This is a genomic window from Streptomyces sp. A0642, from assembly GCF_004795105.1.
GTDB lineage: Bacteria > Actinomycetota > Actinomycetes > Streptomycetales > Streptomycetaceae > Streptomyces.
The window spans coordinates 50293-62587 of record NZ_SSBL01000004.1 but is presented as its reverse complement, the minus strand read 5'-3'; the positions used below and the strand labels follow the sequence as shown (position 1 = coordinate 62587).

Sequence of the window (12295 nt, the reverse complement as noted above, 5' to 3'; positions counted from 1 at the left end):
GGCGAGGAGGAGACGGGACGGCTCGCGGCACTCGGCCGGGACGGCGGCCGGCGTCCCGGCCGGGGCGGGGAGCGAGGCGTTCCGCCCCGGCCCTCGTGGTGCCGCACCGTCCGGGACCGGCGGGAGCCGGGACGTAGCATGATCCTCATGGAGCAACGAGAACTGGGCAGGACCGGGCGGGACGTATCGGTCGTCGGGCAGGGCACATGGCAGCTCGGCGGGGACTGGGGCGAGGTGCGCGAGGCCGACGCCTTCGATGTCCTCGACGCCGCCGTAGAGGCGGGAGTCACCTTCTTCGACACCGCGGACGTGTACGGGGACGGACGCAGCGAGCAGCTCATCGGCCGCTATCTCAAGGAACGGCCCGACGCGGGCGTCCTGGTGGCGACGAAGATGGGCCGGCGCGTGGATCAGGTGCCGGAGAACTACGTCCTGGACAACTTCCGGGCGTGGAACGACCGCTCGCGGGCCAACCTCGGGGTCGACACCCTGGACCTCGTGCAGCTGCACTGCCCGCCCACGGCCGTCTACTCCTCGGACGAGGTCTACGACGCCCTGGACACGCTGGTCGACGAGCAGCGGATCGCCGCCTACGCGGTGAGCGTCGAGACGTGCGCCGAGGCGCTGACGGCCATTGCCCGTCCGGGCGTCGCCAGCGTCCAGATCATCCTCAACCCGTTCCGCCTCAAGCCGCTGGACGAGGTCCTGCCGGCCGCGCGTGCGGCCGGGGTCGGCATCGTCGCACGGGTGCCCCTCGCCTCCGGCCTGCTCTCCGGCAAGTACACGGCGGACACCGTCTTCGCGCCCGAGGACCACCGCACGTACAACCGGCACGGGGAGGCGTTCGACCAGGGCGAGACCTTCTCCGGAATCGACTACGGCACCGGCGTGGCCGCGGCGGCCGAGTTCGCCCGGCTCGCTCCCGGAGGGGCGACTCCGGCCCAGACCGCGCTGCGCTGGATCATCCAGCAGCCCGGCGTCACCAGCGTCATCCCCGGTGCCCGTTCGGTGGAGCAGACCCGGGCCAACGCGGCCGCGGCGGCGCTGGACCCGCTGCCGCAGAGCACGCTGGACGCGGTGCGCGACCTCTACGACCGCAGGATCCGCGCCGCGGTCCACGACCGCTGGTAGCGGGTCCCGCCAGGGCGTGTTCCGAAAGCAGCGTCGTCCTCAGCGGGGCGGGCGGGACTTCCGGGATACGCCCTACCGGCCGGGCGCGGGGGCCGGCGGTCCGCTCGTCGAGGCGCCGCCCTCCGGAGTCGTGGCCGAGCTGGAATCCGGCGAGAACAGGCTCATGCCCAGGTAGACCGCCGCGAGGAAGGCGACCGTCCCCGCGATCGCGCTGGCCACTCTGGGCCGGCGTCTGATGGCCTCGCGGGTGCTGCGACGGCGGTTGTTCCGGGGCCGGGCCGCCGCACGCCGCCCCCGGCCGGCCGCCTGGGGCAGCCGGTACGTGGTCGGGGCGCCGGGGTCCGCGCCGGAGCGCTGCGCGGCGGGCGAGGGCCGTGGCGGCGGCGGGTACGCCGCGGCCGGGGCGCGCGGGGGAGCGGGCCGGTGCTGCGGCAGCGGCTCCGCCTGGCCCCGCCAGGCCTCACTGTGGAACCAGTCGGCGACCTGCTGGGCGGTGGGCCGGTCCTCCGGCTGCTTCGCGAGCAGGCCCAGGAGGTACGAGTCGAAGGCCGCCGACATGTCGACGCCTCGCTGCCGCAGCGGCACGGGAGGCGTGTCCACGTGCTGGTACAGGGTCGCGGTCGGGGTGTCCGAGCGGAACGGCGGCTGGCCGAGCAGCAGCTGGTAGATGACACAGCCGAGGGAGTACATGTCCGACGCGGCCCCGGCCGTGCGGCCGAGGGCCCGTTCCGGAGCGAGGTAGAGACTCGTGCCGACGATGTGCCCCGTCGTTGTGAGGGCGGCCGAGGGATCGTCGACGAACTGGGCGATGCCGAAGTCGCCGATCTTCACGGAGCCTTCGGCGTCCAGCATCAGGTTTCCCGGCTTGATGTCCCGGTGGACGATGCCCTGCCGATGGGCCGCCGCCAGCCCTGCGGCCGCCTGGCCGGCGATCCGGGCGACCTGTTCGGGACCCAGCCGCTCCTGGGACAGGAGCAGGTCGGACAGGCTCCTGCCCTCGACGAGTTCCATCACCAGGTAGAGCCGGTCCTCCCAGGACCCGAAGTCGAACACGGCCACCAGATGCGGGTGGCTCAGCCGGGCGGCGGTCTGGGCCTCCAGCCGGAACCGCGCCGTGGCCGACTCGTCGGCGTGTTCGCCCAGCAGCAGCTTCACCGCGACGGACCTGCCGAGGACCTCGTCCGTGGCGCGCCAGACCTCGCCCATCCCGCCTCGGCCGATGGCGGATATCAATCGGTACCGACCAGCAACCAGCACCTGTGCACACCTATCTCGAATCGCTCGCGAATCCCGGACAGCCCGGGCCGGTTACCGCTCCGGCCGCCGCGGCGGCGACCTCGTCCGGACCGGAGGGCGGGGCGGGGCGCGCGGCATGATCAGGATATCCGGCGCGCGGACCCGGAACGACCGGCCGTCACCCCGCCCCGGCCGCCCGGCCGGTGACGGACAGACAGGTCCGCGGCACCCCGGGGACGGTCATCCCCGCCCGGGCGCGGACGCCGCCCGGCCCAGCGATTCCACGAGCGGAAGAAGCCGGTGCGGCACCCGTTCGCGCAACGCCACCTCGGTCCGGGTCCTGACGACGCCCGGGAGCTGGATCAGCTGCTGGATCACGTCCTCCAGATGCCCGTTGTCCCGCGCCACCACCCGGGTCAGCAGATCTCCGCCGCCCGTGGTGGAGAACGCCTCGACGATCTCCGGCACCGAGGCGAGCGCCTCGCCGACGTCGTCGAGATGCCCCTGCGTCACCTCCAGGTGCACGAAGGCGAGCACCGGGTGGCCGAGGGCGGCGGGGGAGAGGAACGGTCCGCTGCCGGTGATCACGCCGTCCCGTTCGAGGCGGTCGATCCGGGCCTGGAGCGTGCCCCGGGCGATGGACAGGATCCGCGCGTACTCACGCACGCTCGTCTGCGGCTGCTCGATGAGCAGCCGCAGGATCCGGGTGTCGAGCGCGTCCACCGCCATGTCCGCCGGCCTTTCCCTGGTACGTCGGTCGGGGTGGCGACTGTACCAACGGAGCTGGTCCGTTGGCCGACCGCCGGTACCCCGCATGCGTAATCGACTGTGCCATTGGCTCAGTGTTCGAGAGCCAGGTTGAGCCACCAGGCCCTTGGGTGCTCTCATGTACCTGTCGATGGCGCTGCGGATCCCGCGGCGCCTTTTTCATGCCGGTAAGCGAATCCGGTGAGCGGAGGCGGGGAGCAGCAGTGCTGAAGAGAGCGTTCGTGGCCCGGGACCCGGGACGGCTGCGGCTGCGCTTCGCCGCCCGGGCCGTCCTCGGCATCGGCCTCGCCGTGACGGTGTGCGGACTGGCCGGGCATTCGCTCGTCGCGGCCATCACCGGAGGGCTGGCCGCGCTGCTCGCCCTGTTCACGGTGACCGACCCCACCGTCCGCGGTCAGGCGGTCACCACGGCGCTGCTGCCCGCCGTCGGATTCCCGGTCCTCGCGCTCGCCGCCGTCCTCCACGACCATCCGGTCGCGCGCGACGCCGCCTTCCTGGCGGTCATGGGCGTCGGCGTGTACGCGCGCCGCTGGGGCCCGCGCGGCCACTCCCTCGGCGTCTTCGCCTTCATGGCCTTCTTCACCACGCAGTTCCTCCACACGCTGCCCGGCCAGCTGCCCGAGCTGTACTCCGCGGTCGCCCTCTCCCTGCTCTCCTCGTCGGCCGTCCGCTTCGGCCTGTGGTGCTACGAACGCCGGCTGACCCCGCCCGTCGTCCCCGCCCCGGTCAGCGGACGGGGCCTGGGCAGGGTCACCACCCGGCAGGCGGTCCAGGCGGTCGCCGGGGGAGCCGTGGCGCTGCTGGCGGGCCAGGTTCTGTCCGACCAGCGCTGGTACTGGGCCGTGGGCGCCACCTGGTGGGTCTTCGTCAACACGGCGTCCCGCGGCGAGACGCTGGTGCGCGGCTTCCGCCGGGTGATGGGCACACTGATCGGCATCCCCGTCGGCCTCGCCGTCGTCGTCCCGCTGCACGGGGCGCCCGTTCCCACCGCGTTCCTGGTCGCCGCCGGAGTGTTCGGGATCTTCTACACCGCCGCGGTCTCCTACACCTGGATGATGTTCTCCGTGACCGTGATGGCCGGGGCGCTCTACGGGGCCCTCGGCGTGCTCGATCCGGCCCTGCTCGCCCTGCGGCTCGGTGAGACGGCCGTCGGTGCGCTGGGCGCGATGCTCGCGGTGCTGTGCGTGCTGCCCGTCACCACCCACGCCACGACCGACGCGTGGATCCAGCGGGCCCTGCGCTGCGTGCACGCCTGTACCGAGGAGGCCGCCGCCCGGCTCTCGGGCTCGGCCGCCGCCGACCCGGCGCCCCGCATCGCCGAGCTCGAGGCGCTCCTCGGCCGCGTCCGGCTCTCGCTGGCCCCGCTGGTCCATCCGCTGAGCCCGCTGCGTGCCCGCAGGGCCCGGGCCGGGCACGTCCTCGCCCTGCTCGACGCGTGCGCGCGGGAGGTGCGCGGACTGGCCTCCGTGGCGGCGGACCCGGAAGCCTCCCACGACGCCCGGCTCGCCGCCGCCTGCTGGCGCGTCGAAAGCGCCGTGGAGGCGCTCACCGCCCCCGGGCGGCCGGCCCGCGCCGCGACGAGCGGCCCCGCTGCGCACCCGGCGGCGACGGAGCCCGCCCTCGCGCACCTGCACAGCCTGGAGCGCGCACTCGCCGAACTGGCCACGCCCCTGCACACCCCGCCCCGCGCGCCGCTCGTCCCGGCCTGATCCGCGCGCCCCTGGTCCGGACCATACGGGGGCACTGCTACGGTCGCCGCGGAAGATCACGGCGGCCGCCGCCGTCGCGATCAGTCGGCGGAGAAAGGCAGTGCGGTGGACAGCAGCAACGGTGCCGGACGGGCATTCATCGGATCGTTCACCTCGGCGGGCGGACACGGCATCACCGTCGCCGCCGTGGACCGGGAGACCGGGGCGCTCACCGTCCTCGGCGCGACGGACGTCGTACCCGACCCCTCGTACCTCGCACTGGGGCGGGGCGCCGGCCCCGGGGGCACGGTCCTCTACGCGGTCAGCGAGAGCGAGAAGGGCGCGGCCGCGGCCCTCGACGTCAGCCACGGCGTGCCGCGGCTCCTGGGGGAGACGCGGCCGGTCGACGCCAACGGCCCCACGCACCTCGCGGTCGCGGCGGGCCATGTGGTCACCGCCAACTACGGCTCCGGCAGCGTCACCGTCCTGCCCGTGCTCGCGGACGGTTCGCTCGGTGAGGCCGGCTGCGTACGCGCCCACGAGGGCAGCGGCCCGGTCACCGAGCGCCAGGAGGGGCCGCACGCCCACCAGGTCCTTCCCGATCCGACGGGGAACTGGGTGCTCAGCGTCGACCTCGGCACCGATTCCGTATGGATCTACGCGCTCGACCCGGACACCGGGCAGCTTCGCCCGCACGGTGAGACGGCGCTGCGGCCCGGGGCCGGCCCGCGCCATCTCGCGTTCCACCCCGGGGGCGGCCACGCCTATGTGGTGAACGAGCTGGAGCCCACGGTCACGGTGTGCCGGTGGGACGCCGCAGCGGGGACCCTGGAGGCCCTCGGGGAGACGCCCGTGCTGCCTGCCGGCGCGAGTGGCGGCGCCGCCCCGGCGAGCTATCCGTCCGAGGCCGTGGTGGCCCACGACGGCCGGTTCCTGTGGGTGGCCACGCGCGGGCACGACACCATCTCCGTGCTCGCCCTCGACGCCACGGGCGAGCAGGCGTCCCTCGTCACGACCGTGGGGTGCGGCGGGCACTGGCCGCGCGACCTCGCCCTCGACCCCACCGGCCGGCGGCTGTACGCGGCCAACGAGCGGTCGGGGGACGTCAGCTGGTTCACCGTGGACCCCGAGACCGGCGTCCCCGCTCCGGGAGGGTCCCTGAAGGTCCCCTCGGCCTCCTGCGTGATCTTCGCCTGAGGAACGGCGTACGCCCCGGGACCACCAACGGGTCCCGGGGCGTACGCGTGTCACGGGTGGGGCGGGGCGCGTCGTCCGGCCCCGCCCCACCCAGCGACGGGCGGCGCACCCGGCCGCCCGTGGTTCGGATCAGAGGGCCTGGGCTCCCTGCGCCATCGCCGGAGCGATGCCGAGCGCGGTCGTGTACATCGACAGGACCAGCTTGCCGATGGCCGGGTACGCGCCGAGCGGCTCGGCGCTCGCGCAGCCGGCCTCCTTCAGGGCGGCGTCCAGCAGGCCCTCGGAGACCTCCGGCCCCACCAGGTAGGGCGCCACGGCCAGCTGCAGCGAGCCGGAGCCCTTCAGCTGCTCGGCGATCGAGGCGACCGAGCCCTCGACGTCGAGCGCGGCGGCCATCACCGGTACCGCGAGCCGTGCGGCCAGCAGCATGCCGGTGATCCCGGCCGCCTGCACGGCCTCCTCGCCGCCCACGGTGGCCAGGACGATGCCGTCGGCGGCCGTGGCCACGGTGAACAGCCTGGCGCGGTCCGCGCGGGCGAGACCGGCCTCGGAGAGGCGCACGTGCAGCGCCTCGGCGAGCAGCGGATGCGGGCCGAGCACATCGGTCAGCTCGGCCGGAGCACCGCTCTCCTCGATCGCACGGCGCATCCGCTGCACCAGGGTGCTCTCGGGGCCCGCGAGCAGCGGCACCACGACGGCGGCGTGCCCCTCGGGCTCGGCGACCTCGCGGCCGGCGGCCTTCGCCTGCTCGAAGCGCGCGATGCGCTCGGCGGCGGCGTGCGCGAGCACGGAGGCGAGGCTGGGGTACTCGGCGTCGTCGCCGTCGAGGTAACCGATCAGGGCGTTCAGACCGGGCAGCTCGGAGCGGGCGATGCTGATGACCTCTTCGGCCAGACTGCGGCTGGCCGGGGAGGGAGTACCGGGAACGGCGAGAACGAGCGCGGCAGCGCCCTCAGGTGCGACCACGGGCTCCGGGCGGCGGTGCCGTCCGGACTGGCGAGGTCGCGGCATTCGTACAGGCAGGCCGGAAGCGGGCCCAGTGGGGGTGCTCATGGCGCCGCATGCTACTGGTTTTGGGTACCCCGCTGCTCGGGTAGGGCCCGGTCGAGCGTCGTCTGTCCGCATTTATCCGATCAGTGGCTTACTGGTCGACTGCCCTGTTCTGTCGCCCCCGTTAAGGTGCCTCCGCCACGGGGAAGGCGCCGGACTCCTGCCCCGGTCCGGTGACCCGGAACAGCGTGGGATGGAGCGGCAACCGCAGACCTTCCGTGGCGAGCGCCTGCGCGATCCGCAGCGAACCGGCCAGCGGATCACCCGGACCGGGGACCGCCCGTGCGTGCGGCAGCTGTCGCGCCAGCTCCTCGCGCAGGGGTACGAGCAGCGGCTCGCCCATCCGGAACAGGCCTCCGGTCAGCGCCACTTCGCATCCGGAACCGTCCGCACCGGCCTGCGGGCACACCGCGGCGGCTGCCTCGGCGATGTGTCCGGCGGCGTCGCGGAGGATCGCTTCGGCGACGGGATCGTGCGCCGCGCACGCGGCCACCTCGGGGGCGAACGAGGCGAGGACGGCGGGCCGGTCGGTACGCGGATAGAGCCGGCCGGGCAGATCGGGCGCCGGGCCGAACACCGCTTCCAGCCTGGCCAGCAGGGCGGGCGAGCCGCCGCGCCGGCCGTCATGGGCGCGCATGGCCGCGTCGAGTCCGGCCCGCCCGATCCAGGCGCCGCCCCCGCTGTCGCCCAGCAGATGCCCCCACCCGTCGGCCCTTCGCCACCGTGTGAGATCCGTGCCCAGGGCGATCAGGCCGGTGCCGGCCGCGACGACGGCGCCGGGCCGCTGCCCGACCGCCCCGGCGTACGCGGTCACCGCGTCGGCGGCGAGCGCCAGCCTCCGCAGCCCGAACGCCTCCGTCAGGGCCGGGGGCAGTTCGGCGCGCAGCCGGTCGCCCAGCGTGGCCATGCCGGCCGCCCCGATCGTCGCGGCGGCGATCCGTCCGTCGCCGCCGTGCCGGGCGAGCAGCAGCCGGACGGTGGGCAGCAACTGATCGAGGAGATGGCCGGCGTCGATGCCGGAGGGCCCGGTGCGCACCGGTTCGGCGCACGCGACGGTGTCCAGGGGGCCGTCCCCGTCCACGGTGGCCAGGGCCACCCTCAGCCCGGAACCGCCCGAGTCGACCCCGAGGACGTACTCCCCGGGCGCGTGGCCGTCTGACTCCATGGAGCGGCTCCCGTCAGCAGAGGAAGGACGGCGGCAGCCTATCCTCACGCGTGTCGCGCGTTCCCGGGCGGATCGCGGTGGACCGGTGGCGCCGGGACGCGGGCGTGTGGCCTGCGCGTTCACCGGGGCGGGGGAGCGGCGGGGCGCCCGCCCCTACGCCGGTAGGGTGACTCCTGTGACAGCGCGACCGTTGAACGAAGTGGTGGAGCCCGGCTGGGCCCAGGCGTTGGCCCCCGTGGCGGGGCGCATCGCCGAGATGGGGGACTTCCTGCGGGCGGAGGTCGCGGCCGGCCGCACGTATCTGCCGTCGGGGGCCAACGTGCTGCGGGCGTTCCAGCAGCCCTTCGACGAGGTGCGGGTCCTGATCGTCGGTCAGGACCCCTATCCCACACCGGGGATGGCCATCGGGCTGAGCTTCGCGGTCGCACCGGAGGTCGGCCGGCTGCCCGGCAGCCTGGAGAACATCTACCGCGAGCTGCACACGGACCTGGGGCTGCCCCGCCCGTCGAACGGCGATCTGACGCCGTGGACGCGCCAGGGCGTCCTGCTGCTGAACAGGGCGCTGACGACCGAACCCCGCAAGCCCGCCGCCCACCGCGGCAAGGGCTGGGAAGCGGTCACGGAGCAGGCCATCCGGGCGCTGGCCGCGCGGGGCACCCCGCTGGTGTCCATCCTGTGGGGCCGCGACGCCCGCAACCTCCGGCCCCTGCTGGGGGACTATCCGGCGATCGAGTCCGCCCATCCGTCGCCCATGTCGGCCGACCGCGGCTTCTTCGGCTCGCGCCCCTTCAGCAAGGCCAATGAACTCCTGACCCGGCAGGGGGCGCAGCCGGTGGACTGGCGCCTGCCGTAGGTCCTGTCCGGAGCCCCCCTCGGCGTCGCGGCGTCCGGCACCGCGGCCTGCGGCGTTGCCGTCGGTCGCCGATTCCCCCATAGCCTTGAAGGGCAGGGGAGGGGCCTCCTTCGCGTCGGCTCCCTCCTCCGCCCCGGATCCGACGGCACCGGACGCCGTTCCTTCTCCCGCGCCGGAACTCCGGACAGGACCTGGCGCCGGTCCTGCGGTGCGAGGCCGCCGTCACCCGTCGATCGTGGCCGCCCGGACGCACAGCACGTCCGGCAGGTGCGAGGCGAGCTGCTGCCAGCTGTCGCCGTCGTCCGCGCTCGCGTACACCTCTCCGTTGCGGTTGCCGAAGTACACACCCGCCGGATCGGCGTCGTCCGTGCAGAGGGCGTCCCGCAGCACCGTGCCGTAGTGCGCGCCGTCGGGCAGCCCCGACGACAGGGGCTCCCAGGTGCCGCCCGCGTCGGTGGTCCGGAAGACGCGGCAGCGGTGTCCGGCCGGCACCCGGTCGGCGTCGGCGTTGATCGGGAAGAGGTACGCCGTGTCCGCGCGGTGCGGGTGTGCCGCGACCGCGAAGCCGAAGTCGGAGGGCAGGCCCGCGCCGATGTCCGTCCAGCTGTCCCCGGCGTCGTCGCTGCGGAACACGCCCCAGTGGTTCTGGAGATAGAGCCGGTCGGGATCGACGGCGTCCCGGCTGACCTTGTGGACGCACTGGCCGAACTCCGGGTCGGGATCGGGCAGGAAGACCGCCGAGACTCCCCGGTTGGCCGGGACCCAGCTCTCGCCGCCGTCCGCCGTCCTGAACACCCCCGCGGTGGAGACGGCGACCGTGACCGACCGCGGGTCCCGCTCGTCGGTCAGTACCGTGTGCAGCCCCTCGCCGCCCCCGCCCGGCACCCACTTCGAGCGCGTCGGATGCTCCCAGAGCGGGCGCACCAGCTCGAACGACTCGCCCCTGTCCTGCGAACGGAACAGGGCGGCCGGCTCGGTGCCGGCGTATACGACGCCGGGGGCCTCGGGGCCCGCCGGATGCAGCTGCCAGACCCGCTCCAGCGACGCCCCGGTGAACTCGGGGAACTTGACGGCCGGTTGCGTGGGCTCGGTCCAGCTCGCACCCAGGTCGTCGGAGTGGAAGACGGACGGGCCCCAGTGCGCGCTGTCGCCGCCCACCAGCAGCCGGGGGACGTCGCCGCGCTTGTCGATGGCGATCGAGTAGATCGCCTGCGCGTTGAAGTGCGGACCCGCGAACTCCCATGCATCGCCGCTCCTGCGGCCGATGAAGAGCCCCTTGCGGGTGCCCACGGTGAGCAGAACATCGGTCATGACCGAACCTCCCGAGACGCCGTTGTGCCGGATACGGGCCAGTCTGCACCCGGCCACTGACAGCGGCGCGCAGGACGGCTCCGGACACCGCCGCTTCCGCGGCGGGCGACGGGTCTCGGCCGCCGGGCGGCCTCAGAGCCCCTCGGGCCCCTTCGTCCGGGTCAGGAGGCGGGTCGTGCCTCCGTCGTCCTCGGTGAGGTCACGGACATGACGGAAGCCGATCCGGTCCAGCAGGGCGAGCGACGGCTCGTTGGCGGCGTTCACCGTCGCGTGCACTTCGGTCAGGCCCAGGGCGCCGAAGCCGTGGGCGACCAGCGTCCGGGCGATCTCGGTGCCCAGCCCCCGCCCCCACGCCGCCGGGGCCACCGCGTAGACGATCTCGTGCCCGTCGACGCCGGGAGTGGGGGACGGCTTGATCTCCGCGTGCCCGACCGTGCGCCCCTCGTGCCGCACCACCCAGACGCCGAACAGGTCCTGCGCGTACACCTTCGTGAAGAGACGGCCGAACAACGCGCGGTCCTCGGCCTCCGCGTTCACGCCGTCGCCCATCCAGCGCCCCACCCCGGCGTCCTGGAACAGTGCGACGAAGTCCTCCTCGTCGGCGGGTGCGTACGGTTCCAGCAGCAACCGCCGCGTGTGCAGGACAGGAGTCTTCATGCCGCGCGACGGTAGCCACGTCCCACCGCGGTCGCAACCGACATGGTCAGCGGCCGGGGGCCGCCGTGCTGCTGCGTACGACCAGATTGGTGGCCAGGTCGACGCGGGTGGTCGCGGGCTGCCGGCCCCGGCCGAGGTCGAGGACCAGCCGGGCGGCGGTCTCGGCCATCTCTATCAGCGGCTGGCGCACCGTGGTCAGCGGCGGCCCGATCCACCGGGTGAGCGGCAGGTCGTCGAAACCGATCACGCTGAGGTCCTCGGGGATGCGCAGCCCCAGTTCCCGCGCGGCCTCGTACACGCCGAGCGCCTGCAGGTCGTTCCCGGCGAAGACGGCCGTCGGCCGGTCCTCCATGCGCAGCAGTTCCAGGCCCGCGGTGTAGCCGGCCTCGTGCTGGAACTCGCCCTCGCGGAACAGGGCGGGATCGATCGGCAGGCCCGCGGTCTCCAGGGCGGCGCGGTAGCCGTCCACCCGGGCGCGGCTGCACATCATGCGCGACGGGCCGCTGATGACCCCGATCCGGCGGTGTCCGAGCCCGGTGAGGTGGCGGGTGGCGGCGAGGCCGCCCTGCCAGTTCGTCGTCCCGACGGACGGGATGTCGTCGCCGGGGTCGCCGGCCGGGTCGACCACCGCGTACGGGATGTTGCGGCTGGTCAGCTGGGCGCGCTGGGCGGCGGTGAGGTCCGACAGGACCAGGATCACCCCGACCGGCCTGCGGGCCAGCACGCCGTCCACCCAGGTCTGCCCGGGGGTGAGACGGCCCGCGCTCTCCGAGAGCACCAGGCTCAGCCCCTCTTCGCGCGCCACGTTCTCCACGCCGCGCACGACCTCCATGGCCCACGCGCTGTCCAGCTCGTGGAAGACCAGGTCGATCAGCTGCGACTGGGTCGTGGAGCCGCGTCTGCGGCGGTAGCCGTGCAGCAGCAACAGCTCCTCGACCTTGGTGCGGGTGCCGGGGGCGACATCGGCCCGCCCGTTCAGCACTTTCGAAACTGTCGGAGCCGAGACTCCGGCCGCCCGGGCGATTTCCGCCAACGTGGCGGTGCCGTCCGACGACTCGCCGGCAGGCGCATTCTCCTGATGTGACTGGACGTTTGCGGGGCTCATACAGGGAATCGTAACTGCCCGCCGCAAGGAGGGGTGGGTGGGCCCCCGAGGAAAATTCCCTTGTCCGGACCTCTTGACTGGCCCGAAACGCGACCGTACGGTTCCGGCAACATTCGCAAGCAGGGCCGAAACAT

General features: G+C 74.0%; 11 protein-coding genes. 4 read left to right on the top strand and 7 right to left on the bottom strand.

Annotated elements, in window-relative coordinates; genetic code table 11:
• The first annotated feature begins 138 nt into the window (after positions 1–138).
• The gene (locus E6R60_RS09855; protein ID WP_136326093.1) at positions 139–1131 is read left to right on the top strand and encodes an aldo/keto reductase; all 993 of its coding nucleotides are present in this window, start codon (positions 139–141) and stop codon (positions 1129–1131) included.
• A 72-nt stretch (positions 1132–1203) separates the two neighbouring features.
• Here the strand turns inward: E6R60_RS09855 and E6R60_RS09850 are convergent, their stop codons facing one another.
• Together E6R60_RS09850 and E6R60_RS09845 are read right to left on the bottom strand one after the other, a co-directional pair.
• Positions 1204–2388 carry a serine/threonine-protein kinase gene (locus tag E6R60_RS09850; protein WP_136326092.1) on the bottom strand — a complete coding sequence of 395 codons (1185 nt, stop codon included), beginning with the start codon at positions 2386–2388 and terminating at the stop codon, positions 1204–1206.
• Between the two features lie 219 nt (positions 2389–2607).
• The gene (locus tag E6R60_RS09845; RefSeq protein ID WP_136326091.1) at positions 2608–3096 is read right to left on the bottom strand and encodes an Lrp/AsnC family transcriptional regulator; all 489 of its coding nucleotides are present in this window, start codon (positions 3094–3096) and stop codon (positions 2608–2610) included.
• A 242-nt stretch (positions 3097–3338) separates the two neighbouring features.
• Here E6R60_RS09845 and E6R60_RS09840 point away from each other — a divergent pair, with 242 nt between their 5' ends.
• Positions 3339–4844: an FUSC family protein gene (locus E6R60_RS09840; RefSeq protein WP_136326090.1), complete on the top strand. Its 1506-nt coding sequence runs from the start codon at positions 3339–3341 to the stop codon at positions 4842–4844.
• 105 nt (positions 4845–4949) lie between these two features.
• Positions 4950–6020 carry a lactonase family protein gene (locus E6R60_RS09835; protein ID WP_136326089.1) on the top strand — a complete coding sequence of 357 codons (1071 nt, stop codon included), beginning with the start codon at positions 4950–4952 and terminating at the stop codon, positions 6018–6020.
• 129 nt (positions 6021–6149) lie between these two features.
• Here the strand turns inward: E6R60_RS09835 and E6R60_RS09830 are convergent, their stop codons facing one another.
• Both E6R60_RS09830 and E6R60_RS09825 read right to left on the bottom strand, forming a co-directional pair.
• Positions 6150–7073, bottom strand: coding sequence for a hypothetical protein (locus E6R60_RS09830; RefSeq protein ID WP_136326088.1), 924 nt, complete (start codon positions 7071–7073; stop codon positions 6150–6152).
• A gap of 121 nt (positions 7074–7194) precedes the next feature.
• A complete protein-coding gene (locus tag E6R60_RS09825; RefSeq protein WP_136326087.1) occupies positions 7195–8235 on the bottom strand; it encodes a BadF/BadG/BcrA/BcrD ATPase family protein in 1041 nt (346 codons plus the stop codon).
• 175 nt (positions 8236–8410) lie between these two features.
• Here E6R60_RS09825 and E6R60_RS09820 point away from each other — a divergent pair, with 175 nt between their 5' ends.
• Positions 8411–9088, top strand: coding sequence for a uracil-DNA glycosylase (locus tag E6R60_RS09820; RefSeq protein WP_136326086.1), 678 nt, complete (start codon positions 8411–8413; stop codon positions 9086–9088).
• Between the two features lie 222 nt (positions 9089–9310).
• Here E6R60_RS09820 and E6R60_RS09815 read toward each other — a convergent pair whose 3' ends face one another.
• The 3 genes from E6R60_RS09815 to E6R60_RS09805 all read right to left on the bottom strand — a co-directional run bounded on the left by E6R60_RS09815 (position 9311) and on the right by E6R60_RS09805 (position 12161).
• Positions 9311–10399, bottom strand: a complete 1089-nt coding sequence (locus E6R60_RS09815; RefSeq protein WP_136326085.1) for an exo-alpha-sialidase — start codon at positions 10397–10399, stop codon at positions 9311–9313.
• Positions 10400–10531: 132 nt separating this feature from the next.
• Positions 10532–11056: a GNAT family N-acetyltransferase gene (locus E6R60_RS09810; protein WP_136326084.1), complete on the bottom strand. Its 525-nt coding sequence runs from the start codon at positions 11054–11056 to the stop codon at positions 10532–10534.
• A 46-nt stretch (positions 11057–11102) separates the two neighbouring features.
• Positions 11103–12161 carry a LacI family DNA-binding transcriptional regulator gene (locus tag E6R60_RS09805; protein WP_136326083.1) on the bottom strand — a complete coding sequence of 353 codons (1059 nt, stop codon included), beginning with the start codon at positions 12159–12161 and terminating at the stop codon, positions 11103–11105.
• Positions 12162–12295: the final 134 nt, after the last annotated feature.

What these genes read in the sequence shown, in the direction of transcription:
- E6R60_RS09845 (WP_136326091.1), bottom strand. Translation starts at nt 3,096, where the DNA reads ATGGCGGTGGACGCGCTCGACACCCGGATCCTGCGGCTGCTCATCGAG.
- E6R60_RS09815 (WP_136326085.1), bottom strand. Translation starts at nt 10,399, where the DNA reads ATGACCGATGTTCTGCTCACCGTGGGCACCCGCAAGGGGCTCTTCATC.
- E6R60_RS09805 (WP_136326083.1), bottom strand. Translation starts at nt 12,161, where the DNA reads ATGAGCCCCGCAAACGTCCAGTCACATCAGGAGAATGCGCCTGCCGGC.
- E6R60_RS09830 (WP_136326088.1), bottom strand. Translation starts at nt 7,073, where the DNA reads ATGAGCACCCCCACTGGGCCCGCTTCCGGCCTGCCTGTACGAATGCCG.
- E6R60_RS09825 (WP_136326087.1), bottom strand. Translation starts at nt 8,235, where the DNA reads ATGGAGTCAGACGGCCACGCGCCCGGGGAGTACGTCCTCGGGGTCGAC.
- E6R60_RS09810 (WP_136326084.1), bottom strand. Translation starts at nt 11,056, where the DNA reads ATGAAGACTCCTGTCCTGCACACGCGGCGGTTGCTGCTGGAACCGTAC.
- E6R60_RS09855 (WP_136326093.1), top strand. Translation starts at nt 139, where the DNA reads ATGATCCTCATGGAGCAACGAGAACTGGGCAGGACCGGGCGGGACGTA.